Genomic DNA, 26084 nt, shown 5'->3' on the forward strand with positions numbered 1-26084 from the left:
CACACTGAAATGTTAACTAATTTAAGTTTATATTTTCTTAGTTATTGTTTAGCTGTGGTTTGATTCATGATTTTAGTAGTGTTAGCTAGTTTTAAAACAATGTATTGTCAGTTTATGATAAATCTAACAGTAATTTATAATCTTAATATTAAATTTGAACAAATTAATAATATGGCTAATCACCAGTATAAGTATCTATTTTATCAAAAGACTTGAGTTGATTTATTAACATATCATAACCAAAGTAAAACATTGCTAACAACTTTGACAAATGATGAAAAGAACATTAATTTACGTTTTGTTCAAACAGTAATTATTTATAAGTTGTATTATCAAACATTACTGGTGTTGTTACCATTTTCAATTAATTTATTATGGGCATTATTTTGAACAAGTAATAGTTTTGGGATTGCAATGTTAACAGCATATTACTGATTTTTAAAAGGAGCATAAGTGTTTTATTTCTTAATTATGTTATTAACCTTTTTTATTTTCTTTCCAAAACTGCAAGACTATTTCTTTCAAAACTGATGAAATCGTTTAATTGACCGTTTTAGATTAATACAACTATTTTCTTCTAGAAAAGCAAACTCACGTCGAATTAGAAAAAAATGAAATCAAGATCGTGAAAAGTAAAAAATGAGCATAATTTTTCTCATTTTTTTTGTTATGATTAAAGTGAAAAGAACTATGAATTAATATAATAAAATAACAAAAAAGATAATGGAGGTTTTTTAGAAGGGCAGGGATTTTGTGCCACGGAAATTAGCAATTGATAAGTTGGTTATTGGTAATCAGTTTTTAATTCCCGTTGATATTGAAAATAAGATTATTATTAGTAATGTTTATTTTAACTTGTTATGTTATGATCGAACAGCTATTGCTCGGAAAAAAGGCTATTTATTATGAGAGCATCAAGTTATTTTGAAAGAATTTGATTATTATAACATTGAAAATATTCCAAAAATAACAATTATTGCTGGTTTAAAGTTTTTAAATGAAAAAGTAAAAACTGAAACAACATATCTTGCTTGTTATGATGGCGGTAGTCAAAGTAGTGCCTTATTATTTATTTATTTGGTAGCAAATAAAGTAATTCCATCTTTACCATTTGAAAAAGCAATTGTTCATTTTTTGACAAATTATTATGCTTTAATTAAGTTAAAACAAGGGATTTATGATTTTTTAAAACAACATTATCCTTATACAGCATTAAACGAACTGGCTCAAGCAAAGTGGAAAGATTTACATAGCTAATTTACGAATTGAATTAGGAACTTATACTGTTAAAATTTTTCATCGTAATAAATGTTTATTTAATAATCAAAATCTAATTATTTATGATCTTGATACAGGATATTATTTATGAATGGGAAATCATGCCAAAGAACAAATGATGGGAACTTTAAACATTGTTAGAACCAGTTTATTAGAACAAGATAAGTTAGTTAATTTAAAAAGTTTATTAATGTATTTTAACAATTTAGAATTAGATTTTTCTAAAAATCAGTTTTATCTTGTTCATAATTTTACTTGTACTGAAGAAGAACGTCTTGTAATTCAGACAAATTTTCCAAAACTTAAATGAGTAACAATTAAACAACATTACGGATTAATGACAAGAGCTAATCATTTCTATGTTGATGTTAAGACAAGTAAAACAATTATTTATCAACGTAATACCAAAGATGTTTTTAAATTAGATTATGGACTAATTAATTTACAAGAATCAATTCAGTCTTATCTTGCTCGAACTTTTAATATTATGTTAGATCCAACCGAATTAATTGCAATAATGCCAACCCTTTGTCAAGAAAGATGAACAACATGAAATTTACAAGGTATTTGTCTTACTAAAGGAGCTTTCAAAGATGTTGTTTTAACAGAATATGAGCAAGTAATGCGTGGTTTTATTCAGTTAAAACAAAAAATTATAGCATTAACAAAAGAGGAATCAACTGTTGGTAATAGCAATTATAAACTTTTATCAAACATTTAAATAATATAAAGGGGGGTAATTAAAGAAAAAGATGATTAATTTAGAGATAAATAATAAAAATTTGTTTTGTCTCAAAAAATATGATAATATGATATTGTTAATTTATATAGTTTTAGGAGTTGAAATATTATGGCTACTGTTGTTGTCAAAGCAGGAGAACCGCTAGACAAAGCTTTAAAGCGTTTTAACAAGGTTTCTTCGGTAAAACGAAAAGAAGCCCGTAAACGAGAGCATTGAATGAGCAAAAAGGAAAAAAGACGCTATAAACAAGAGCAATCTCGTAGTTTTCGTTAAAAAAATCCCATAACTGGGATTTTTTATTTTTTTTAAAAATTACTATCTTTTAAAATAACATAATCAACTTTTTTAATTGCGTCCAAATCTTTACCACCAGCATAAGAAATTGATGATTGTAAATCTTCTGTCATTTCTCGAAGAGTTTCAAAGATGCTTCCACGAATTTCAATTAATTCTTTTTTTCCTTCCACATAGAGTTTTTCACCCTTATTTTACTCACTAGCTGATCCAAAGTATTCTTTATATTTAACACCATCAATTTCAACTTGTTTTCCCGGTGATTCTTGGTGGGCAGCAAATAAACTACCAACCATACACATTGTGGCCCCCATTCGGATTGATTTTGCAATGTCACCATTAACTCGCAATCCACCATCAGCAATAATTGGTTTTGAACTTCCTTTACTACATTATTTCACAGCTGATAATTGTCAGCCACCATTTCCAAATCCTGTTTTTAATTTGGTAATACATACTTTTCCTGGCCCAATTCCAACTTTGGTTGCATCTGCCCCTCAATGTTCTAAATCACGAACGGCTTTTGGTGTTCCAACATTTCCGGCAATAATAAAGGTTTCTTCACCTAAATTAGTACGAATATGTTCAATCATTTTTTTAACAATAAAGGCATGGCCATGGGCAATATCAATTGTAATATAGTCTGGAACTAACTGTTCTTTCTTTAATGTTTCAATTAATTCAAAATCATTTGGTTTAACGCCAACAGAAATTGAAGTAATTAAGTTTTTACTTTTCATATGTTTAATAAATTTAACTTGATCAACATTAAAACGATGCATAATATAAAAATAGTTTTTTTCGGCTAATTTTTTACATAATTCTTCATTAACGACTGTTGCCATATTTGATGGGACAACAGGTAAATTAAAAGTATGTTTACCTAATTTAACGGTTGTATCACATTCTTTTCGCGAATCAACAACACATAATTATGGAATCAATTGAATGTCTTCATAATCAAATGCTTTCACTATCTATTTCACCTCACTATTTAAATGTATCATAAAAACAAGGGAAAAAGGGCAGTTTTATTTTTAAAATGTTTAGAAAAATATCTTGTAATGAGGGTTAGAAAGGCATATAATTATTTACATAATTCAAGAAAGGAACAGGGATTATATTAATGATGACAAGAAATTTTGGATTTACTCGTTTTTGAATTGTATTGTCAAGTATTGTTGGGATTGTTGGAATTACCATTGCAGCAGGGGCTTATTTTTATTTATTAGGCCAATATAACAATGGTACTTTTAATGGCGATATCAACACAGCCAATAGTTGGTTAATGAATTCATATGCAGATTTAGCAAGTTATAAAGTAGTAATTTTACTAGTCGTAATTTTCTCTTTATTTACAACAATTATCTGTAATATTGGGTTAATCCGTTATGCAATCGGCAGTAATGATGCCAAATTATGTGCCAATAAATGAAGTTTAGCGGTTTTATCATTATCACTTGGTGGGTTTTTGGCACCGTTTGCCTTAACATGACTACCAGATACTGATGTTAAAGCAACAAAAAATGCTCGTGTTGTAATTGTCCGCTATTTAGGAACTGCCTGATTAGTATCGGGTCTTGTTAGTATTGCTGCTATTATGATTTTTTATAACAAAGCAACAACTAAAGTTTGAGTAGGCGACTCACAACGAAATTTTGCGATTATGATGGGGGTATTAGCTGCCGTTAGTGTCATAAGCTTAATTTTGGTTCCTGGATTCTACAATAGTCGTGCTATTGCAAATATGATGGCAGAAACTTCTTTTGGAAAATGATTACGCTTTGTGTCAACCGTTTATACTGTTATCGTAACAATGATGTTAATAATTCAAATTATTACCGCATTACTAAAACTAATTGAAGCATTTGGCCGTCTGTTTCAAAAAGGACAAGATGGTTTATCAATTTTTGCCAACATCTTAAACTTTACGTCAACCTTAATTGGAACAATCTTTATGGTTTACTTAATAACAAAAGTAATTAAAGGATTGTGACGTCGTGAAGATGGGTATATGATTAATATTCCACAATATAAAACCGAAGATCGTGCACAACGTCAATATTAGTTGAACTTTAAAAAATGGATTTTATTAATTAATAAAATCCATTTTTCGTTAAAATAAAAAACATTCCCGTCAATTAAATTTAAATTTATGAATAATAAAGAAAAAGAATGTATTTATGAAATACATTCTATCTTTTATAACCATTCCTTACTTTACAAATAAGTAGTTAGGTGGTTGGAATGGTAGGTCTTGAGGAATTTGTAATATTTTGGAATTAATTATGTTAATTATTGTAATGTCATTTTAAGAAACATTTTTTGATTTTTTATAATAGTTTTAGTTACTGTTATTTTTTAAAAAGGATGAGCCTCATATTTGAAGCTTTTATTAATCTTAAAAGTGATAACCACCATATTGCAACTTATGATATTAATTTTCTGCTTATTTTAGCAATAAAACAAAAACCTTTTAATATTTGAAACTGGGATGTTTAAATAAATAGCATTGAAAATGGTTGGTTTTTATTTTATAACCATTTATAGTATAACAATAATTATTATTGACCCCTCAATAATATCTATATACTACATTTTAAAATTTTATTTTTTATTTCTTTTTTAATACAGTTTTGTTGTTTTTTAAAAAATTTAATTGATAGGGTGAAATAATTAATTAATAATTATTTTAATTGACAAAAATTATTGTTTTATATAAAATTATAAAGGTTTTAACACAATAACTAATTGTGTAATCGGGTGTTATTAGACTGGAAAGTACCTACCTTACAAGTGAGCGATCAGCGGTTTAATTTCGTTACACCCAACCATTTAATGTTTGTGCTGGCTTAGCTCAACTGGTAGAGCAACTGACTTGTAATCAGTAGGTTGGGAGTTCGATTCTTCTAGCCAGCACCATTCTTGGAGGGGTAGTGAAGTGGCCAAACACATCTGACTGTAACTCAGCTCCTTCGGGTTCGGGGGTTCGAATCCCTCCCCCTCCACCATTTTTATTGAGACACAGGGCTATAGCCAAGTGGTAAGGCAAAGGACTTTGACTCCTTCATGCGCTGGTTCAATCCCAGCTAGCCCTGCCATTTAAGTCTCCTGTTAGCTCAGTAGGTAGAGCATCTGGCTTTTAACCAGTGGGTCAAAGGTTCAAGTCCTTTACAGGAGACCATTTATTAGATATATATGCCCGAGTGGCGGAATAGGTAGACGCAACGGACTTAAAATCCGTCGGTTTTACAACTGTACCGGTTCAAGTCCGGTCTCGGGTACCATTTTATTTAAAAACAATTGACATCAAATTAAGACAGTGGTATATATATTATTGTTATAAGTTATAAAAATTAAAAATGCGGGTGTAGTTTAATGGTAGAACTTCAGCCTTCCAAGCTGACTGTGAGGGTTCGATTCCCTTCACCCGCTCCATTACTATAAGTTGTTAGTTTAACAATTTTTTTATGTTAAAATAGGAATACAAGCATCTTAAGAGGAGTAATTAATTAATATGAAAGTAATTAAAAAGGATAACAAAAAAGACGTTACTGATAATAATTGAGAACATTTACCCGTAGAAGTACAAAATGATTTAGCGTTTCATGCTTCACGAACTGTTTTTTGAAAAAGTTTTTTATTTTTGATCATTGAAGCAGCAGGGCCATTTTTGTTGTTGTTTTTGTTAACTTCCCCAGATTTAAGTTTTGCTTATCATTATGATGTTGGTGCTGGAATTGGTTTTGGATTAGCAATGATTTTAGGAGTCTTTTTATTAACTTGTGCTGGTTTTTGGTTAAAGTTTCATCAAGATGATCAGTTTACTTATACAATTACTTTATCTTGAACTTTATATGGCATTTATTTAACTGGTTATTGATGAGGGTGAGATAAAATTTTATATCGTTGTTTAGTTGCCCTAGTGTTTTTATTACTTGCTGTTTTTTTTGGTACTTTTATGGCCGTATGAATGCGTAATTTACGTGGTTATTTACAAATGAAAAAAACTAATTTTCAAGAACTCGAAGCTAACGAACAAGAAACAACGACAGCGGATGACGAGCAAAATCCACCATCATCAACACTTGATCCCTAATCATTATTTTGCAAATTAAGTAATTTTAAATTAATAATTTCTAAGAAAATATTATTGTTTGTTTGTTCATACATATAGTTAGCTCAAGCAATTCAAACAATGTTTTGATAATACATTCAAGCGTTAACTTTTTGCTGCTGTTGTACTGTTAGGTTGAAAAGACTAAACCAATATGTTTGTTCTGCTTTTGTTGTTAACGTTTCTGAAGCAAAAGAAGCAATATCAAAAAACTTATTATTTTGCATTGCATATTCAAAATCAATTAAATAAAGTTTTTTTTCAACAACAACTAAATTTCCACCATTTAAATCATTGTGGCATAAAACAAGATTATTTGTTTGCAATTTAATATAATCAAGCTTAGCTTCATATGGTTGTAAGGCTACTAATGGCTTTTTCAAAGCAGTTTTAAAAGTTTCTAAAAATTGTTGTGGTTGAAAAGTCTTAATTTGATCATTTGCGGTAAGTTTAATTTGTCATAATTGTTTAATTATTGCTGCAATATCTTTAAGGACTTCCTTTGTAAGTTTTATCGCACTAACTGGTTGTAATGTTTGATAGTATGGTGTTACGAGGAAGAAATGGTCATTATCATAACCATAATCAACAATTGGAAGGGTTAATTTAGTATTTTTAATTTTTTCTAAAACAAAAATTTCATTTTGATGGTCAATAAATAAATTGGTAAAAGGGTCACTATAGCGAATAAAAAGATTATCAACGGTTTGGTAATTTTGATTAGTTATTCCTAAATTTAGTTTTGTTTTAATGTTGTATTTCATCATTTATCTAACTTCCATTCTGTGATTTCTTAATTTTATTATACAATAGATATAATTAAGAAAAGCGAGGAAATAAGGAATGACAGAGATTTGAATTGCAACTAGTAATAAAAACAAAGTTCGAGAATTTAAGGCGATGTTTCACGATGTTAACATAACAGTTAAATCATTATTAGATTTAGAAAATCCGATTCCTGATATTCCAGAAACGGGAACTACCTTTGAAGAAAATGCTTTTTGCAAGGCGGATTTTTTAAGTCAAATGATTAATAAACCAGTCTTGGCTGATGATTCAGGTTTAGAAATTATTGGGTTGGATCATTTTCCGGGGGTTAATACGCGACGATGAGCACATCCAATTACTGACAATAAAATTATTAATGATTTATTAATTGAGAAATGTAAATTATTAGAGCACCGTGATGCGCAAGCGGTTTGTGTGTTATGTTATATTGATCCAATTAAAAAAATAACAATGTCCTTCCGGGGTGTTACAACAGGAGTTATTACTACTGAGACAGTCGGAGAGAATGCCTTTGGTTATGATACAATTTTTTTATTACCAGAACTCAATCGTACTTATGCTGAATTAACTTTAATGGAAAAAAACAAATATTCTCATCGGGCAAAAGCATTTCATGCTTTTAAAAAATGATGATTAGGAGAGTAAGATGAAAACAACTAAAAAAATTAACATTGTTTTATATGAACCAGAAATTGCTCAAAATGTTGGCGCTATTATGCGAACTTGTGTAGCAATTAATGCAAAACTTCATTTAATTGAACCACTTGGGTTTATTTTTGATGAACGTTTTATTGCTCGTAGTAGTGCAAATTATATTGAGTATGCTGACTATGAGTTATATAACGATTGAAACCATTTTTTACAATTAAATCCAACTGTAAATTTATATTGTGCAACTCGTTATGCAAAACAACCACATAGTGCTTTTGATTTTACGAAAGATGAAAATCTTTTTATTTTATTTGGTCGTGAGTCAACGGGCATTCCAACCACAATTTTAAAGGCAAATTTAAACCGAACTTTTCGGATTCCAATGTCTGAACATGTTCGTAGTTTAAATATTGCGAATACGGTTGGGATTGTTGGCTATGAAGTAATGCGCCAGTTAGATTATCCTGGATTATCAAAAGTTGAAATTCAAAAAGGAGCAGATTTCTTAGAACAAGATTAACAATGCACTTTGTGAATTTTTTTCTTGTTTTTAAAAAAATTTTCTTATAATTCTTTTAGTATTGAGTTATATTGGTGTTTTTAGAAAGGATGATCAAAAAATGAATCAAGTGATGTTGGTTGGGCAAGTAGAAGGAACTTATGAAATTATTTATGATAAAAAAGAAGCAGAACGAAAACTAATGAAATTTTTACTAAAGATTCAACGCCCTGTATACTGTAAAACTAAATCATAAAAAGTTATAATTATATTAACATATTAATCATGAAATACAATAAAAAAGCTTTAATTTTGTCGAAAACTCTTGATATTTATAAAATATACCTAAAATTAGGTATATTTTTAATATATGGAGGTAAATAAATGATGAAAAAAATAATTACAGAATTAATAAATAGCTTAACAGATGATCAATTTTTAGAATTTTATGAAAAAATAAAACAACAAGCAGACTTAATTAAAAAACAAAAACGTTTAAATGAAATTGATCAAAAATTTAGAGATAAAGGCATTATATGTCCTAATTGCAAATCTTTTCATTGTGTTAAAAATGGTCATAATTCCGAAGGAAAACAAAAATATTTATGTAAAAAATGTCGTGCTAGTTTTGATGCATTTCGTCATCATTTTACTTATTGAAGTCATTTAAATTATGAACAGTGAAATTTATTAATTCAAATTTCATTGTTAGGACAATCTAGTAAAATAATTTCTCGTTTTATTAAAACAACCCCAAAAACCGCTTGATATAATCGACAAAAATTAATGCAATCAAAACAATTAGAAAATACACAGTTAAAATTTAAAAAATTAAATGGTCAAATCCAAATGGATGAAACATTTATTAAAGAAATTCATAAAGGCAATTTTAAAGATAAATTTGATAAACGAAAAACTCATCTCGATCCATTTTCAACTGATACCAAATGCTGTATTCAAATGGCAGTTGATAGCAATAATAATATTTTTGTTCAATCCACCAATACCAAAAGATTACAAAAACAATGGATTATTGAAAATATGAATAAGCAACTAATTAAAGAAAAATCAATAATTATTTCTGATATGCAACCACTATATTTATTAGTAGCAAAACAAACAAATTCTACTCTATATTCCACCAAAACTAGTACAAACCCTGATACTAGTTATCAAAAGTTAAATAAGATTAGTAAATTACAATCCAGTCTTAAAGAAGCCTTAATTCATTATCATGGTTTGGGTTTCACTAATATTCAAAATTATTTAAAGCTCTGAAAATGAAAATACCAACACAAAGGTTTAACACCAAACCAACAATCAACGGTATTATATTTTAACGTTTAAAAAATTTAAAGCAAAATCATAATCTTACACAAAATTAGTTTTCAAATTGTCATATTGATGATTTTTTTTATTTCATCAAGAGTTTTCGACAAAATTAAAGTAAAAAAGTAAAAAGTAGTAATAAAACTATTTTTTACTTTTTTATATTTTTATTAATTTATTTATTTTCGTTTGTTTTACTAATATTTTCAATATTGTCTGTTTTATTTTGTCTTTTATTTAAGTTTTGGAATGCTGTTTTTATTTCCTGAATTTCTTTATCATCATTTTTTAATAATTCAGGGTGACAATTTTTATAACTTAATTTAAGATGTTTTTTAACTATATTAAAATCAAGCACCTCAACTTCAATTTCATCACCAATATCAAAAAAATATTTAATATCTTTAACAAAATAATCTGAAACTTCACTAATATGGATTAAACCATCAGCCTTTTCTGCTCGACAAAAAGCACCATAGGGAGTAATATTTGTTATTTTTACAATAATTTTGTTATTTTTATCATACATATATTTTTTCTCCTTTACTAAAATCCTTTAATTTTGTCGAAAACTCTTGATATTTATAAAATATACCTAAAATTAGGTATATTTTTAATATATAGAGGTAAATAAATGATGAAAAAAATAATTACAGAATTAATAAATAGCTTAACAGATGATCAATTTTTAGAATTTTATGAAAAAATAAAACAACAAGCAGACTTAATTAAAAAACAAAAACGTTTAAATGAAATTGATCAAAAATTTAGAGATAAAGGCATTATATGTCCTAATTGCAAATCTTTTCATTGTGTTAAAAATGGTCATAATTCCGAAGGAAAACAAAAATATTTATGTAAAAAATGTCGTGCTAGTTTTGATGCATTTCGTCATCATTTTACTTATTGAAGTCATTTAAATTATGAACAGTGAAATTTATTAATTCAAATTTCATTGTTAGGACAATCTAGTAAAATAATTTCTCGTTTTATTAAAACAACCCCAAAAACCGCTTGATATAATCGACAAAAATTAATGCAATCAAAACAATTAGAAAATACACAGTTAAAATTTAAAAAATTAAATGGTCAAATCCAAATGGATGAAACATTTATTAAAGAAATTCATAAAGGCAATTTTAAAGATAAATTTGATAAACGAAAAACTCATCTCGATCCATTTTCAACTGATACCAAATGCTGTATTCAAATGGCAGTTGATAGCAATAATAATATTTTTGTTCAATCCACCAATACCAAAAGATTACAAAAACAATGGATTATTGAAAATATGAATAAGCAACTAATTAAAGAAAAATCAATAATTATTTCTGATATGCAACCACTATATTTATTAGTAGCAAAACAAACAAATTCTACTCTATATTCCACCAAAACTAGTACAAACCCTGATACTAGTTATCAAAAGTTAAATAAGATTAGTAAATTACAATCCAGTCTTAAAGAAGCCTTAATTCATTATCATGGTTTGGGTTTCACTAATATTCAAAATTATTTAAAGCTCTGAAAATGAAAATACCAACACAAAGGTTTAACACCAAACCAACAATCAACGGTATTATATTTTAACGTTTAAAAAATTTAAAGCAAAATCATAATCTTACACAAAATTAGTTTTCAAATTGTCATATTGATGATTTTTTTTATTTCATCAAGAGTTTTCGACAAAATTAAAGCTAAAATCTAATTATATTATTAAAATGCTGAAAAAAATTTGTTAAACACAAAAATAATTAATAGATTTTATTATTTTTATTATATACATTAACTAATTAATGAACAAATATTTTTTTAAAATATTGTTTTGATGTAAAATCCCCTAAACAAGGTCTTATTGTAGTATTTAATATATCTAAAACAGATTTTAATCTACTGCGAATATTAATTATAGGCTCATTTCGTAAAAACCAACGCCTTATATCTCTATTTATCCTTTCAACTAATGCTTTTTGTTTTGGTTTTCCAGGGTCACAAAAATAAACTCTTATTTTTAAATATTTTTCTATTAGTTTTCATTTATAAAATTCTTTTCCTCTATCTGTTAAAATACAACTAAATTTATTAATACCAATTTGTCTAATCATTTTCATTAAAACCATTAACACAATACTTGCTTTTTTAGTAAATAAAATATCATAAAAAACTATTTTAGATTTCCGATTTACTAAAACTAACAAATGAAAATTACCACAATCAAGGGTATCCATTTCTCAAATTCCACTAAAACTTAAATCATCTCCATAATCATTTAAAAATTGCTTATAATCTCTAATATTAAGCAATACACCACGATTATCATTTTTTTCACCATTTTTAGTTTTTCGCTTTTTATTTTTAAAATACAAATTATTTTTTGATAAATTAAAATAACCTAATCTAATATATTTATACATTGTTTTAAAACATACACTAAATTTTACATTATATTGTAATTCATACGACATAATAATATTTTGTGGCGAACGACCAAAATTATTATATTCATTAGAAAAATGACTTAATTCTTGTGAATTTAACATTGAATATTTACGACATTGTTTTTTGTTTTTATCATGTATTTTTTGTGCTTTTGCAGCATTATAATCACCAATATTATCAAACATATTTAATTCTTGCCAAATAGTTCTATAATCTCTATTCATTTGCTTAGCAATTTTTCGAATATTAATTGTTCCATTTTTCTTTTTAAATAATTCATTGTTTTTTAATTTTTCCAAATTTACTCTTTCATTAATATCTAATCTTTCATATTTTTTCACACTTTACCTCTTTAATTTTGTCGAAAACTCTTGATGAAATAAAAAAAATCATCAATATGACAATTTGAAAACTAATTTTGTGTAAGATTATGATTTTGCTTTAAATTTTTTAAACGTTAAAATATAATACCGTTGATTGTTGGTTTGGTGTTAAACCTTTGTGTTGGTATTTTCATTTTCAGAGCTTTAAATAATTTTGAATATTAGTGAAACCCAAACCATGATAATGAATTAAGGCTTCTTTAAGACTGGATTGTAATTTACTAATCTTATTTAACTTTTGATAACTAGTATCAGGGTTTGTACTAGTTTTGGTGGAATATAGAGTAGAATTTGTTTGTTTTGCTACTAATAAATATAGTGGTTGCATATCAGAAATAATTATTGATTTTTCTTTAATTAGTTGCTTATTCATATTTTCAATAATCCATTGTTTTTGTAATCTTTTGGTATTGGTGGATTGAACAAAAATATTATTATTGCTATCAACTGCCATTTGAATACAGCATTTGGTATCAGTTGAAAATGGATCGAGATGAGTTTTTCGTTTATCAAATTTATCTTTAAAATTGCCTTTATGAATTTCTTTAATAAATGTTTCATCCATTTGGATTTGACCATTTAATTTTTTAAATTTTAACTGTGTATTTTCTAATTGTTTTGATTGCATTAATTTTTGTCGATTATATCAAGCGGTTTTTGGGGTTGTTTTAATAAAACGAGAAATTATTTTACTAGATTGTCCTAACAATGAAATTTGAATTAATAAATTTCACTGTTCATAATTTAAATGACTTCAATAAGTAAAATGATGACGAAATGCATCAAAACTAGCACGACATTTTTTACATAAATATTTTTGTTTTCCTTCGGAATTATGACCATTTTTAACACAATGAAAAGATTTGCAATTAGGACATATAATGCCTTTATCTCTAAATTTTTGATCAATTTCATTTAAACGTTTTTGTTTTTTAATTAAGTCTGCTTGTTGTTTTATTTTTTCATAAAATTCTAAAAATTGATCATCTGTTAAGCTATTTATTAATTCTGTAATTATTTTTTTCATCATTTATTTACCTCTATATATTAAAAATATACCTAATTTTAGGTATATTTTATAAATATCAAGAGTTTTCGACAAAATTAAAGACATCTTTCGGAAAAAATAAGATTAAAATAACTATTATTAAATAGTTATTTTTTATGAAAAAAATATTAATATTTTTAGTAAAAACGCTTGCAAAAAAATATGGATTTTATATACTTATAAAGGTGTCAGTTAGTAATACCTATTATTAATGAAAAATGAATATTTCCGCACAATATCGAAAAAATTATTACAAAAAAAGTCAAAAGTTATTGACAATAATCACTAATTTTTGTATTATTTGAAAGGTGTTTTGTTGACACAAAAACGATCTTTGAAAACTAAACATAACAACAAAGATAATCATTTAATTAATGAATATCCGTCATTAAAGCTAGGAACAAAAACAATATTTTTTAATGAGAGTTTGATCCTGGCTCAGGATGAACGCTGGCGGCATGCCTAATACATGCAAGTCGAACGGGGTGCTTGCACCCAGTGGCGAACGGGTGAGTAACACGTATCTAATCTACCCATTAGCGGGGGATAACAGTTGGAAACGACTGCTAATACCGCATACGACATTTTCTGGCATCAGAGAATGTTAAAAGGTCCGTTTGGACCACTAATGGATGAGGGTGCGGCGTATTAGTTAGTTGGTGGGGTAATGGCCTACCAAGACAGTGATACGTAGCCGAACTGAGAGGTTGAACGGCCACATCGGGACTGAGACACGGCCCGAACTCCTACGGGAGGCAGCAGTAGGGAATTTTTCACAATGGGCGAAAGCCTGATGGAGCAATGCCGCGTGACTGAAGACGGTCTTCGGATTGTAAAGGTCTGTTGTAAGGGAAGAACAGTAAGTATAGGAAATGATACTTATTTGACGGTACCTTACCAGAAAGCCACGGCTAACTATGTGCCAGCAGCCGCGGTAATACATAGGTGGCAAGCGTTATCCGGATTTATTGGGCGTAAAGCGTGCGCAGACGGTTTAACAAGTTTGGGGTCAAATCATGGAGCTTAACTCCAGTTCGCCTTGAAAACTGTTAAGCTAGAGTGTAGGAGAGGTCGATGGAATTCCATGTGTAGTGGTGAAATGCGTAGATATATGGAGGAACACCAGTGGCGAAGGCGGTCGACTGGCCTATCACTGACGTTTAGGCACGAAAGCGTAGGGAGCAAATAGGATTAGATACCCTAGTAGTCTACGCCGTAAACGATGAGTACTAAGTGTCGGACTAAGTTCGGTGCTGCAGCTAACGCATTAAGTACTCCGCCTGAGTAGTATGCTCGCAAGAGTGAAACTCAAAGGAATTGACGGGGACCCGCACAAGCGGTGGAGCATGTGGTTTAATTCGAAGCAACGCGAAGAACCTTACCAAGGCTTGACATCCAGTGCAAAGCTGTAGAAATACAGTGGAGGTTAACATTGAGACAGGTGGTGCATGGTTGTCGTCAGCTCGTGCCGTGAGGTGTTTGGTTAAGTCCAGTAACGAGCGCAACCCTTGCCGTTAGTTACTCCATTAAGTTGAGATACTCTAACGGGACTGCTAGTGTAAGCTAGAGGAAGGTGGGGATGACGTCAAATCATCATGCCCCTTATGTCTTGGGCTACACACGTGCTACAATGGCCGGTACAAACAGTTGCGATCTCGCAAGAGGGAGCTAATCTGAAAAAGCCGGTCTCAGTTCGGATTGAGGGCTGCAACTCGCCCTCATGAAGCCGGAATCGCTAGTAATCGCGAATCAGCAATGTCGCGGTGAATACGTTCTCGGGTCTTGTACACACCGCCCGTCACACCATGAGAGTTGATAATACCAGAAGTCGGTATTCTAACCGCAAGGAGGAAGCCGCCCAAGGTAGGATTGATGATTAGGGTGAAGTCGTAACAAGGTATCCGTACGAGAACGTGCGGATGGATCACCTCCTTTCTATGGAGTTATTACTTTATAGTAATCTAATTAGTTTTAATGACCGTTATGTTTAGTTTTCGGGGATTAGTTTCTCTGACAATAACACGAAAAATGTTATTGAAATTGTTCTTTGAAAACTGGATAATAGACATCTAGTTATTTTAATCATAAGATTAAAATAACAATAATTCAAAATTTCTGTTATTTTAAAAAAATAACTAAAATTTCACAGTTATATTTGTAAATGATTCTCAAAACTGATTTAAAATCAGGTCAAATAATTAAATTAATAAAACTTTGAAGTTACAAAGGGCGTATGGTGAATGCCTTGGGAATAGGAGACGATGAAGGACGTGACTACCTGCGATAAGGTTCGGGGAGCTGGAAGTAAGCTTTGATCCGGACATGTCCGAATGGGGGAACCCGGTGAGATTAATCTCTCATCATCCTATAATGAATACATAGTTATAGTGAAGGTATACCTAGGGAATTGAAACATCTCAGTACCTAGAGGAAAAGAAAGCGAATGCGATTCTCTTAGTAGCGGCGAGCGAACGGGGAACAGCCCAAACCAGATTTATCTGGGGTTGTAGGACCATATGAGTAGAGTTACAAAACTTGTTTATAGTAGAAATGGTTGGGAAACTATGCCACAGAGGGTGATAGCCCCGTATATGAAATGAACAAGACTCGAAATGGAATCCTGAGTACGGCGAGACACGTGAAATCTTGTCGGAATCAACGCGGACCACCGCGTAAGGCTAAATACTACCTATTCACCGATAGTGAACCAGTACCGTGAGGGAAAGGTGAAAAGCACCCCGGGAGGGGAGTGAAATAGTACCTGAAACCATATGCCTACAAGAAGTCGGAGCCCGTTAATGGGTGACGGCGTGCCTTTTGTAGAATGAGCCGGCGAGTTATGATAGCATGCAAGGTTAAGTATAAGATACGGAGCCGTAGTGAAAGCGAGCATTAATAGGGCGTTTAGTATGTTGTCATAGACCCGAAACCAGGTGATCTAGCTATGAGCAGGTTGAAGTTGAGGTAAAACTTAATGGAGGACCGAACCGACGTTCGTTGAAAAGACCGCGGATGACTTGTGGCTAGGGGTGAAATTCCAATCGAACCTGGAGATAGCTGGTTCTCCCCGATATAGCTTTAGGGCTAGCGTCGAGGTTAGCAAGTTGGAGGTAGAGCACTAAATGTATGATGGCCCCACCTAGGGGTACTGAATGCAATTAAACTCCGAATGCCAATTTTGTATACTCGGCAGTCAGTACATGGGTGATAAGGTCCATGCACGTAAGGGAAACAGCCCAGATCATCAGCTAAGGTCCCAAAATTTATGCTAAGTGTGTAAGGATGTGAAGTCGCTTAGACAGCTAGGAGGTTGGCTTAGAAGCAGCCACCCTTTAAAGAGTGCGTAACAGCTTACTAGTCGAGTAACTTTGCGCCGAAAATGTACCGGGGCTAAGCATAATACCGAAGCTATGGGTTTTGTATATTTATATACAGGGCGGTAGGGGAGCGTTCTAACAGGGATGAAGGTAGACCGTGAGGACTGCTGGACTGGTTAGAAGTGAGAATGCCGGCATGAGTAACGTTTGAGGGTGAGAATCCCTTATGCCGTTTGACCAAGGTTTCCTGGGCAAGGTTCGTCCACCCAGGGTTAGTCAGGACCTAAGGCGAGGCCGAAAGGCGTAGTCGATGGACAACAGGTTGATATTCCTGTACCACCATATAGAGCGATGGAGTGACGGAGAAGGATAGTATATCCCGGTTATTGGATTCCGGGCTAAGCACAAAGAGGGTAAGGTTGGCAAATCCGCCTTGCATAACCTTGAAGTGTGATTGGGAGCGAACGGTTCGCCTAGTAGCGAAGTATATGACTCCATGCTTCCAAGAAAAGTTTCTAGCACTATTTATATGGTGCCTGTACCTAGAACGAACACACGTGGTCAAGGAGAGAATCCTAAGGCAAGCGAGATAACTGTAGCTAAGGAACTCTGCAAAATAACCCCGTAAGTTAGCGAGAAGGGGTGCTCATAGCAATATGAGCCGCAGTGAAGAGGAAGGGGCAACTGTTTAGCAAAAACACAGCTCTCTGCAAAGTCGTAAGACGACGTATAGGGGGTGACGCCTGCCCAGTGCTGGAAGGTTAAGGGGATTAGTTAGCATTAGCGAAGCTTTGAACCGAAGCCCCAGTGAACGGCGGCCGTAACTATAACGGTCCTAAGGTAGCGAAATTCCTTGTCAGGTAAGTTCTGACCCGCACGAAAGGCGTAATGATCCCTTCGCTGTCTCGGCTGCAGACTCGGTGAAATTTTAGTACCTGTGAAGATGCAGGTTACCCGCAACTAGACGGAAAGACCCCATGGAGCTTTACTATAGCTTGATATTGGGTTTTGATATAGTATGTATAGGATAGGTGGGAGACTTTGAAGCAGCGACGCTAGTTGTTGTGGAGTCACCCTTGGAATACCACCCTTGCTATGTCGAAATCCTAACCTAGATCTGTAAGCCAGATCAGAGACAGTGTCAGGTGGGTAGTTTGACTGGGGCGGTCGCCTCCTAAAATGTAACGGAGGCGCCCAAAGGTACCCTCAGTATGGTCGGAAATCATACATAGAGCGCAAAGGTAGAAGGGTGCTTGACTGTGAGACTTACAAGTCGAACAGGAGCGAAAGCTGGGCTTAGTGATCCGGCGGTCCCGTGTGGAAGGGCCGTCGCTCAACGGATAAAAGTTACCCTGGGGATAACAGGCTGATCTCCCCCAAGAGTTCACATCGACGGGGAGGTTTGGCACCTCGATGTCGGCTCATCGCATCCTGGAGCTGAAGTTGGTTCCAAGGGTTGGGCTGTTCGCCCATTAAAGCGGTACGCGAGCTGGGTTCAGAACGTCGTGAGACAGTTTGGTCCCTATCTGTTGTGGGCGTAGGAAATTTGAAGAGATCTGTCCCTAGTACGAGAGGACCGGGATGGACACACTTCTGGTGCTCCAGTTGTCACGCCAGTGGCACAGCTGGGTAGCTATGTGTGGAAATGATAATCGCTGAAGGCATCTAAGCGAGAAGCATACTTTAAGATGAGATTTCCCATCCTTTATGGAGTAAGACCCCTTGAAGACGACAAGGTTGATAGGTTGGGTGTGTAAGCACGGTGACGTGTTCAGCTAACCAATACTAATAGGTCGAGGACTTCAAAAAAGCGAGAGCTTATTTACAAATTTTAGAATGTTTATTATCTAGTTTTGAGGGGATAATTCCACTCAAGTGATCTGGTGCTTATGGCATAGTGGACACACCCGTTCCCATCCCGAACACGGAAGTTAAGCACTATCACGCCGACGATAGCCGCAAGGTGAAAATAGGGCAGTGCCAGGTTAAAAAAAGACTTTAAATAAGTCTTTTTTTTATTTGTTAAATTTTAACATTAAAAAATGCATTATTATTTTGAATAATGCATCGTATAAACATTAAAATATAATTTTTGACTTTTAAAACCAGGTTTTTCATATAGTGGTAACCCATCAGGAGTGGCAATTAAACCAGCATATTGGTAATTGGCTTGTTTTGCTTGGTTTAATAAATGAATTAGCATTTCTTTGGCAAAACCTTGTTTTTGATGATCACTATGGGTTGCAATATCATCAATAATTGCTAATTCTGGTTCAAAGTATAAGTTGCCAGTTTGATTAACGACAATTTTTAGTGTTGTTATTATATTAGGTATTTTTGCATGAATTGGTTTATCAATTTATCAAAAAATTCGCCAAATTAAAGCAAATAAGAAAAAAGAACAAGAAAAATTAGATAAGGAGGATAATAAATAATGTTAGGTATGTATTTAACAACAGCAATTAATTTTTTAGCAGTTGGTGATAAACCTACTATTTCAGATGGAATGGGTTCTATTTGAAGTGGTTTAGGGCAAGCAATGATGAAAGTTAAAGAAGCAATTTATGCTGTATTACCACAATTAATGACCTTTTTAGGTGATGCGTGAATTATTTTAATTCCATTTGGTATTTTTGTTATCATTAAGATTTTAAACTTTTTCCGTGTTATGGTTAAAGGATTTTAATATTTATTATTACTGATCATATATCTTAGCTATGGCACACCAGCTTTTATGTGAGTTGATTAAATAATTTTGTTGTTTATTTTTGTATTACACACTGTCTATAAGTTATTATTGAAATTATTAGTAATGAAATAATTGTTTTAAAGTAGGATTTAATAAAAATAAGAATATTTTTATTAAGGGTCATATTAATAGTAGTTTTGGAATATAAATTTTTATAATATTCTTTATAAATATATCTACTTTTTTTTTAAAATTTGTAGGCAGTATGTAGTGCAAAAATATCAATTTAATTATAAATGATTAATTTTATATTTTAATAACTATTATCTTTAATTTTGTCGAAAACTCTTGATATTTATAAAATATACCTAAAATTAGGTATATTTTTAATATATAGAGGTAAATAAATGATGAAAAAAATAATTACAGAATTAATAAATAGCTTAACAGATGATCAATTTTTAGAATTTTATGAAAAAATAAAACAACAAGCAGACTTAATTAAAAAACAAAAACGTTTAAATGAAATTGATCAAAAATTTAGAGATAAAGGCATTATATGTCCTAATTGCAAATCTTTTCATTGTGTTAAAAATGGTCATAATTCCGAAGGAAAACAAAAATATTTATGTAAAAAATGTCGTGCTAGTTTTGATGCATTTCGTCATCATTTTACTTATTGAAGTCATTTAAATTATGAACAGTGAAATTTATTAATTCAAATTTCATTGTTAGGACAATCTAGTAAAATAATTTCTCGTTTTATTAAAACAACCCCAAAAACCGCTTGATATAATCGACAAAAATTAATGCAATCAAAACAATTAGAAAATACACAGTTAAAATTTAAAAAATTAAATGGTAAAATCCAAATGGATGAAACATTTATTAAAGAAATTCATAAAGGCAATTTTAAAGATAAATTTGATAAACGAAAAACTCATCTCGATCCATTTTCAACTGATACCAAATGCTGTATTCAAATGGCAGTTGATAGCAATAATAATATTTTTGTTCAATCCACCAATACCAAAAGATTACAAAAACAATGGATTATTGAAAATATGAATAAGCAACTAATTAAAGAAAAATCAATAATTATTTCTGATATGCAACCACTATATTTATTAGTAGCAAAACAAACAAATTCTACTCTATATTCCACCAAAACTAGTACAAACCCTGATACTAGTTATCAAAAGTTAAATAAGATTAGTAAATTACAATCCAGTCTTAAAGAAGCCTTAATTCATTATCATGGTTTGGGTTTCACTAATATTCAAAATTATTTAAAGCTCTGAAAATGAAAATACCAACACAAAGGTTTAACACCAAACCAACAATCAACGGTATTATATTTTAACGTTTAAAAAATTTAAAGCAAAATCATAATCTTACACAAAATTAGTTTTCAAATTGTCATATTGATGATTTTTTTTATTTCATCAAGAGTTTTCGACAAAATTAAAGACTATTATTAAAAATTAAATAGTATTTTTCAGTGTGTCAATTTTTATTATTTTATATATTTAACATTGTTAATAACATTGTTTATTAAACATTAAATAAGCAATATATAAACATTATGTATAACATTGTTAATAATCAGTGTTTTTATCAATAAGTAAACAATATATAAACATTAAATATAACATTGTTTATTAAATAAATATTTAGTTAGGAGTTGATAAAATTGAGTAATTTTGTTAAGAAAAATCAAAATATAGCAAATTATTTTATTCGTAAAGAGTTGATAGTTTTTGAAACAGAAAAAGCAAGTTTTATAAATTTACCTAATCATAATCGTCATATTGGTTTTTGGTTGAGTAATAAATTTATTTATCCGAGTGAAAAACACTCAGAACAAGTAGCAATCGGTTTGATTTATGATAATTCTTATCGTATTGTAAAATATGATGAAAATTTAAAACGTCATGTGTGAAAATATTTAACTGGAGCAGAACTAATCAATTTGTATAATAAATACAAATAAAATTATTTTACACAAATGAAAAAAGCAATATTTCCTGGTGAACCTCAAAAAGTAAAAACAACTAACAATAATTTAACAAATTGAAGTGATGAAAAAGTAGATAAATTAATTAATGATTTGAAGGACTTAAATTAATGAGTTTATATGATTATTGAGTTCAATTTGTTAGTTATATTATTGGTTCAAATGCTCCTGAATTTTTATATGTCATATCATTTGTATTATTTATCGTTTTATTTTTGGGGATGTTTTTTAAACTTATTCAGAAAATGTGGAGTTTTTAAATATGCAAAATGATTGAGAAAAATTAAAAGAGTTTTTTATTTATGTCTTTTTGTTTATAGATAAAACGAATGTTGAAACTATTACAACTTGCAATTTAACTCAAAATGAATATTTAACTCTTATGATTGGTATTTGAATTGTGATTTTATTTTTAACGTGGTTTTTATTGTGAATGGTTTTTAAAATAGTTGGGTATTTTAAGTAATGAAAAAATTTATATTTTTCTTAAAAAATTATTGTTATATTAGTGGTTCAATGATTTTGTTTAGTTTAATTGATTTATTACTTTGAATAATTTCATTAAATTATACTGGTTTAGTATTCTGATTATTGTTTGCTTTGCAATGTGTTTATTTTGTCTGATGAGTTTGAAAAAATATATTTTATCAGTTGAATGCTTTTCGTTTAGTTTACTTTATTTGAGATAATCCGTTATCAGTAATTATTGGTAAATTAGGGACGGGAAAAACTTTACTTTTAACTTATTTGTCAGAAACAATGAAATTATTAACGGATAAGATTTATAGTAATTATCCGTTAGAAGATGATAAAGTTAAAGTTTTAACATTTAAAAATTTAGATTTTACAGATAGAACAAAACCAGTTCCCCCAGATGATAGTGTTATTTTATTTGATGAAAGTTATTTATATATTGATGGAACTAGTCCCCACGATGAGAAAAAAGTTCATAGTGGTAAAATTCCGTGAATTGTATTAGCAAGACATTTTGGTAATCGTGCTTTATTTACTGCTCAGCGTGAGGGTATGATTTGAAATAATATTCGACAATTAGCAAGTGGTATTATTATTCCAATTTCATTGAAAAAACCTATTGCTAAAAAAGGATTTAATTTTTTTAATCGTTTCTTTATTATGCGAATTGGTATTTTTCAAGATATTACAGATTATGAAATTTGAAAAACAAAATCAGTAGAACGAACAGCCGAAGGTAAACGAGCAAAACATAAGTCGGATGTTGGGTTAGGAATTCGGTTTTTTAAAATAATTATTCCATTAGAATTTGCACAGAAATATGATAGTAAATGATTAAAGTTTGTTCGTGATTTAAAAAATGATGAAATAGTTAATTATAAAGAATATTATTGGTCAGAAATTAATAAATTAAGTGTTAAAGAGCGGTTAGAATTGTTTGATATTGATATTTTGAAAAAAAATTTAAAACCTAAAAAAGAAAAAGGAAGTGATAAAGATGATTAATTTATTATCAGAAAGTAATAATTGAGATAAGATTTTTAGTTTGATTTTTGATGTATTTTTGTTTATTTTTGATGTAATTTGAAATACTAAATTACCAATGACAAATACAACTATTGCTTATTTTATTATCTTTTTTATGGTTGTTAAGTTATCAATTTATGCTATCCACGGAACAAGAACACAATATAATGAATTAGGTTCAACTGTTAAAAACAATACATCAAAATTGTATGCTTCAACAGTACGTGGTGTTAAAAAAGCACATAAGGCTAATAAAAATGGTCGGTGAAAGGAAACAGATTAATGATTAGATTAGTTTTATTAGTTGCTGCAATTGCTATTTTTGGTACTAGTTTTATTACGGTGATTATAAATCAATTAACATCAGCAAAAAATATCATTATGGATTTATATAACTCAGATACTTTTTTACTTTCTTTGTTTGGTAAAATGGCAATTTTGTTTAGTCATCCATTAATGTTAACAATATCAAGTTTATATATTGTTGGGTTTATTGTTTCAAAAACATTGTATAGTTGGGGGTTGAATTATAAATATGAAAAAATCATTATCTTTATTTGCCATATCTATTTTAGGTATTTTAGGTTTAATTATTCCATTTATTACTTTAACAGCATTTAAACCCTTAAATCAGCAGAATTATACTGTTAATTAACAAACAATGGGAATGAATGAAACTGATTTTATTAATACAATGTTTTTACGCAGTAGTTTTTTTGAAAACTGGTCTGAAACAAATTACTTTATTAATCCAACTCTAAAAACATCACAAACATTAACTTATAATGATAAATGATATTTAGACTTTTTAAAGGATAGTTATTCAACGGGAATTTCATTTGATAAGCCTAGTGATGAGTTTATGGATTTATATAAAAATTGAGATACTTATGCTAAACAATATAATATTGATAAATTCTATGATGTTGATAAAAAACAATTTTTAAAAGAATTAACTAATTTTTCTTATTCTTTTGCTAAGTATTTTAATACTGTGGAAGTTATTAATAAATTAGAAAGAGGTATTGATAATTTACAATTAGTTAAAATGATTAATGAGTTTTGAATACAAATTCCTAGAACACAGGCACCTAATAAAGAATTTTTAACTGCTACTAATAAATGATATTTTTATGGAGAAAAAAGAAATGGTCAATATTTGCTTACAAAATTTTATTTTGATAATAATTTTATTAAAAATCAAAATTTGTTATGACAACACTTAAAAAATGATTCAGATTTTATTTGAAACTATAATTTAGTATATCGTTGAGATGGAAACGGTGAACCAGAATTACCCGTTGTTGATAATGATGGCAAATTAAAATTATATACTGAATATTATCAAAATGTTCGTTCTTTTTTGCTTAAATATATTGATGTTATTGTACAAGAAAATATCCGAATTCAGCAAGGTGGTAATCCAAACTATGATGACCCAAATTTGGGTAGTGAAAGAATAATTTTTGATTTTGAAATTATTAATAATATGGAAAAATTAGATTGAAAACCTGATGTTATTTTAACTAGAAAATCAATTTATCGGATGATTTTAACAATTGATGAAAATAAAAATATTGTTGCATATAGTTTAGAATTAACACATTTTAAACAATATTGGGATGGTAATAATGCAAATAGTTATCGGTATACTGATGATTTAGGTTTTTTGTTTACTTTTATGAAAGAAAAAGAAGATACTTTTAATTTTAGTGCTGAAACATATAATTATAATCAAGGTAATTCTCCTAATATTGGTAAAATGGTTTTTGAACAGATGAAAGGTCAAATTGATATTAATAAATTTTTAAAAGCCTTTTTTACCCATGCTTTGGTACCTGTATTTCAAAATCGCAGTAATTTTATTGAAAGTGGTTATATTGATAATTTACAGTATGATACTGTTTTAATTAATTTTTTTGGTTTAAAATTGATTAATTTTAGAGATGTTTTAATTGATGAAACTAATACTAATAAAAATCAATTTGAAAAACTATTAAATAGTATGTTTACGGTTTCCCAAAATTTTTATAAAGATTATTTACGAACAATTTTTGATTTAGAAAATGATACTTATTTACAAGGATATAATAAAAAATATGGTTTATTAGTAAATAATGGTTTTAAAATTTATCCTCGTTATTTTTATTTTTCTGATAAATACAATCAATTAGACATTAAATTGTATTCAGCATTTAAAAATCGTTTTTATAACACAAATTATGGAGATGTATTTAATTATGATTTTTCAGTTGCAAATAATTATAATATTAATCAAAATGAAGGTTATATTTTTGAAGGTGCTTTAAAAGATAAATACGGTTTAAAATACAAAAAAATTGAATAACAAAAAATCGGTTATAATGTCTTTGAATTACAAGCCCAAAAAGAAAATGATATGTACCGTTATTATGATTTTAATTTTGGAATTTATAACTGACAAGAAATAAATAATGGCGGGTTGTTTCCTGATGGACAATGATGACAAGCCCAATATGAAAGTTGTAGTTGATATAATTTAGCGTGTCATATAAAAAATGCTGCAATTTGAATTGTAAATAATATTCCCGGTGTTAAACAAGTAAACGAATTAGCAAGCGGTGTTGGTAAAATATTTCAAACAATATATAGTTTTTTTAGTCAAACATTTGAGGTATGAAAATTTAGTCCAGCATTATATAATACAATAACAAATATATTCCTATTAATTATCTTTATGAAGTTTGTTAGATTAATTTAAAAAAGGACTTGTTAGTCCTTTTATTCTTTTCAATCAATTATTAGTCCCGTGTCTTTATTAATTTCTGGTATTTGTGGTTCATTGTTTTTATTTCAACGATATACTAAATTATAGTTTCAAATAAAATCTGAATCATTTTTTAAGTGTTGTCATCAAGTGTTTTGATTATTAATAAAATTATTATCAAAATAAAATTTTGTCGTTATATAATTATTTTCATATTTATTTATATAAAAATATCATTTATTAGTA

At 29.5% G+C, this 26084-nt stretch carries 22 protein-coding genes, 6 tRNA genes, 3 rRNA genes and 4 pseudogenes; 29 read left to right on the forward strand and 6 right to left on the reverse strand.

Annotated elements, in window-relative coordinates; translation table 4 throughout:
* The first annotated feature begins 66 nt into the window (after positions 1–66).
* The 4 genes from AACK91_RS08200 (at position 67) to rpsU (ending at position 2293) form a co-directional block, all read left to right on the forward strand.
* Positions 67–453 carry a hypothetical protein gene (locus AACK91_RS08200; RefSeq protein WP_338965784.1) on the forward strand — a complete coding sequence of 129 codons (387 nt, stop codon included), beginning with the start codon at positions 67–69 and terminating at the stop codon, positions 451–453.
* A gap of 300 nt (positions 454–753) precedes the next feature.
* Positions 754–1257 (forward strand): hypothetical protein, encoded by a 504-nt coding sequence (locus AACK91_RS08205; protein WP_338965786.1) that lies wholly within the window; start codon positions 754–756, stop codon positions 1255–1257.
* A gap of 112 nt (positions 1258–1369) precedes the next feature.
* The gene (locus AACK91_RS08210; RefSeq protein ID WP_338965789.1) at positions 1370–1999 is read left to right on the forward strand and encodes a hypothetical protein; all 630 of its coding nucleotides are present in this window, start codon (positions 1370–1372) and stop codon (positions 1997–1999) included.
* 129 nt (positions 2000–2128) lie between these two features.
* Entirely contained in the window at positions 2129–2293 is a 165-nt protein-coding gene (gene rpsU, locus AACK91_RS08215) for a 30S ribosomal protein S21 (protein WP_004028656.1), read from the forward strand.
* Positions 2294–2325: 32 nt separating this feature from the next.
* On the opposite strand, the pseudogene AACK91_RS08225 reads toward rpsU, so the two are convergent.
* Positions 2326–3246, reverse strand: a pseudogene (locus tag AACK91_RS08225) (GMP reductase).
* Positions 3247–3602: 356 nt separating this feature from the next.
* Between AACK91_RS08225 and AACK91_RS08230 the strand changes: the two are divergent.
* The 8 genes from AACK91_RS08230 to AACK91_RS08265 all read left to right on the forward strand — a co-directional run bounded on the left by AACK91_RS08230 (position 3603) and on the right by AACK91_RS08265 (position 6413).
* The gene (locus tag AACK91_RS08230; protein ID WP_338965806.1) at positions 3603–4382 is read left to right on the forward strand and encodes a hypothetical protein; all 780 of its coding nucleotides are present in this window, start codon (positions 3603–3605) and stop codon (positions 4380–4382) included.
* Between the two features lie 778 nt (positions 4383–5160).
* A tRNA-Thr gene (locus AACK91_RS08235) sits at positions 5161–5236 on the forward strand.
* A gap of 5 nt (positions 5237–5241) precedes the next feature.
* Positions 5242–5325 (forward strand) — tRNA-Tyr (locus AACK91_RS08240).
* A gap of 15 nt (positions 5326–5340) precedes the next feature.
* Positions 5341–5415: transfer RNA gene (locus AACK91_RS08245), tRNA-Gln, on the forward strand.
* Between the two features lie 7 nt (positions 5416–5422).
* Positions 5423–5498, forward strand: a tRNA-Lys gene (locus tag AACK91_RS08250).
* Between the two features lie 16 nt (positions 5499–5514).
* Positions 5515–5601 (forward strand) — tRNA-Leu (locus AACK91_RS08255).
* Between the two features lie 77 nt (positions 5602–5678).
* Positions 5679–5752 (forward strand) — tRNA-Gly (locus AACK91_RS08260).
* Between the two features lie 79 nt (positions 5753–5831).
* Entirely contained in the window at positions 5832–6413 is a 582-nt protein-coding gene (locus AACK91_RS08265) for a DxFTY motif-containing membrane protein (protein WP_338965809.1), read from the forward strand.
* On the opposite strand, the gene AACK91_RS08270 is transcribed toward AACK91_RS08265, so the two are convergent.
* Complete coding sequence (locus AACK91_RS08270; RefSeq protein WP_338965812.1) at positions 6410–7198, reverse strand: phosphotransferase; 789 nt, start codon at positions 7196–7198, stop codon at positions 6410–6412. The genes AACK91_RS08265 and AACK91_RS08270 overlap by 4 nt on opposite strands.
* A 76-nt stretch (positions 7199–7274) precedes the next feature.
* On the opposite strand from AACK91_RS08270, the gene rdgB reads away from it, so the two are divergent.
* From rdgB to AACK91_RS08290, 4 genes are all read left to right on the forward strand, one after another.
* Positions 7275–7865: an RdgB/HAM1 family non-canonical purine NTP pyrophosphatase gene (gene rdgB / locus AACK91_RS08275; protein ID WP_338965815.1), complete on the forward strand. Its 591-nt coding sequence runs from the start codon at positions 7275–7277 to the stop codon at positions 7863–7865.
* 1 nt (position 7866) lies between these two features.
* Positions 7867–8391 (forward strand): tRNA (cytidine(34)-2'-O)-methyltransferase, encoded by a 525-nt coding sequence (locus tag AACK91_RS08280; RefSeq protein WP_338965818.1) that lies wholly within the window; start codon positions 7867–7869, stop codon positions 8389–8391.
* Positions 8392–8491: 100 nt separating this feature from the next.
* Positions 8492–8626 carry a hypothetical protein gene (locus AACK91_RS08285; protein WP_338965821.1) on the forward strand — a complete coding sequence of 45 codons (135 nt, stop codon included), beginning with the start codon at positions 8492–8494 and terminating at the stop codon, positions 8624–8626.
* A 128-nt stretch (positions 8627–8754) separates the two neighbouring features.
* Complete coding sequence (locus AACK91_RS08290) at positions 8755–9717, forward strand: IS1/IS1595 family N-terminal zinc-binding domain-containing protein (RefSeq protein ID WP_338963247.1); 963 nt, start codon at positions 8755–8757, stop codon at positions 9715–9717.
* A 157-nt stretch (positions 9718–9874) separates the two neighbouring features.
* Here the strand turns inward: AACK91_RS08290 and AACK91_RS08295 are convergent, their stop codons facing one another.
* Positions 9875–10228 (reverse strand): S1 RNA-binding domain-containing protein, encoded by a 354-nt coding sequence (locus AACK91_RS08295; RefSeq protein ID WP_338964901.1) that lies wholly within the window; start codon positions 10226–10228, stop codon positions 9875–9877.
* Positions 10229–10333: 105 nt separating this feature from the next.
* Here AACK91_RS08295 and AACK91_RS08300 point away from each other — a divergent pair, with 105 nt between their 5' ends.
* Complete coding sequence (locus AACK91_RS08300) at positions 10334–11296, forward strand: IS1/IS1595 family N-terminal zinc-binding domain-containing protein (RefSeq protein ID WP_338963247.1); 963 nt, start codon at positions 10334–10336, stop codon at positions 11294–11296.
* A gap of 196 nt (positions 11297–11492) precedes the next feature.
* On the opposite strand, the gene AACK91_RS08305 is transcribed toward AACK91_RS08300, so the two are convergent.
* Both AACK91_RS08305 and AACK91_RS08310 read right to left on the reverse strand, forming a co-directional pair.
* Positions 11493–12479, reverse strand: coding sequence for an IS30 family transposase (locus tag AACK91_RS08305; RefSeq protein WP_338965371.1), 987 nt, complete (start codon positions 12477–12479; stop codon positions 11493–11495).
* 109 nt (positions 12480–12588) lie between these two features.
* The gene (locus tag AACK91_RS08310; protein WP_338963247.1) at positions 12589–13551 is read right to left on the reverse strand and encodes an IS1/IS1595 family N-terminal zinc-binding domain-containing protein; all 963 of its coding nucleotides are present in this window, start codon (positions 13549–13551) and stop codon (positions 12589–12591) included.
* A 433-nt stretch (positions 13552–13984) separates the two neighbouring features.
* Between AACK91_RS08310 and AACK91_RS08315 the strand changes: the two genes are divergently transcribed.
* From AACK91_RS08315 to rrf, 3 genes are all read left to right on the forward strand, one after another.
* Positions 13985–15504 (forward strand): 16S ribosomal RNA (locus AACK91_RS08315).
* 278 nt (positions 15505–15782) lie between these two features.
* A 23S ribosomal RNA gene (locus AACK91_RS08320) occupies positions 15783–18695 on the forward strand.
* A 70-nt stretch (positions 18696–18765) separates the two neighbouring features.
* Positions 18766–18872 (forward strand): 5S ribosomal RNA (rrf, locus tag AACK91_RS08325).
* Together the 16S, 23S and 5S rRNA genes form the textbook arrangement of a ribosomal RNA operon.
* 64 nt (positions 18873–18936) lie before the next feature.
* On the opposite strand, the gene AACK91_RS08330 is transcribed toward rrf, so the two are convergent.
* Positions 18937–19233: a GNAT family N-acetyltransferase gene (locus tag AACK91_RS08330; RefSeq protein WP_338966597.1), complete on the reverse strand. Its 297-nt coding sequence runs from the start codon at positions 19231–19233 to the stop codon at positions 18937–18939.
* On the opposite strand from AACK91_RS08330, the gene AACK91_RS08335 reads away from it, so the two are divergent.
* From AACK91_RS08335 to AACK91_RS08375, 9 genes and pseudogenes are all read left to right on the forward strand, one after another.
* Positions 19172–19321, forward strand: a complete 150-nt coding sequence (locus tag AACK91_RS08335; protein WP_338965823.1) for a hypothetical protein — start codon at positions 19172–19174, stop codon at positions 19319–19321. The genes AACK91_RS08330 and AACK91_RS08335 overlap by 62 nt on opposite strands.
* Positions 19321–19572 (forward strand): hypothetical protein, encoded by a 252-nt coding sequence (locus tag AACK91_RS08340; protein ID WP_040092696.1) that lies wholly within the window; start codon positions 19321–19323, stop codon positions 19570–19572. The genes AACK91_RS08335 and AACK91_RS08340 overlap by 1 nt, the downstream gene beginning before the upstream one ends.
* Positions 19573–19982: 410 nt before the next feature.
* On the forward strand, positions 19983–20945 hold the full coding sequence (locus tag AACK91_RS08345) for an IS1/IS1595 family N-terminal zinc-binding domain-containing protein (protein WP_338964624.1): 963 nt from the start codon (positions 19983–19985) through the stop codon (positions 20943–20945).
* 323 nt (positions 20946–21268) lie between these two features.
* Positions 21269–21703 (forward strand): annotated as a pseudogene (locus AACK91_RS08350) (DUF3627 domain-containing protein).
* 151 nt (positions 21704–21854) lie between these two features.
* Positions 21855–22058 (forward strand): DUF2649 family protein, encoded by a 204-nt coding sequence (locus AACK91_RS08355; protein WP_338965826.1) that lies wholly within the window; start codon positions 21855–21857, stop codon positions 22056–22058.
* Complete coding sequence (locus tag AACK91_RS08360) at positions 22058–23071, forward strand: hypothetical protein (protein ID WP_338965829.1); 1014 nt, start codon at positions 22058–22060, stop codon at positions 23069–23071. The genes AACK91_RS08355 and AACK91_RS08360 overlap by 1 nt, the downstream gene beginning before the upstream one ends.
* Positions 23064–23324, forward strand: a pseudogene (locus AACK91_RS08365) (hypothetical protein); the annotation flags it as partial. The gene AACK91_RS08360 and the pseudogene AACK91_RS08365, both read left to right, overlap by 8 nt.
* A 50-nt stretch (positions 23325–23374) precedes the next feature.
* Positions 23375–23713, forward strand: coding sequence for a hypothetical protein (locus AACK91_RS08370; RefSeq protein WP_338964619.1), 339 nt, complete (start codon positions 23375–23377; stop codon positions 23711–23713).
* Positions 23628–25832: pseudogene (locus AACK91_RS08375) on the forward strand (spiroplasma phage ORF1-like family protein). The gene AACK91_RS08370 and the pseudogene AACK91_RS08375 overlap by 86 nt, the downstream one beginning before the upstream one ends.
* The last annotated feature ends 252 nt before the right edge of the window (positions 25833–26084 follow it).

This window comes from Spiroplasma endosymbiont of Sarcophaga carnaria (assembly GCF_964019595.1).
In the GTDB taxonomy this organism is placed as follows: domain Bacteria; phylum Bacillota_I; class Bacilli_A; order Mycoplasmatales; family Mycoplasmataceae; genus Spiroplasma; species Spiroplasma poulsonii.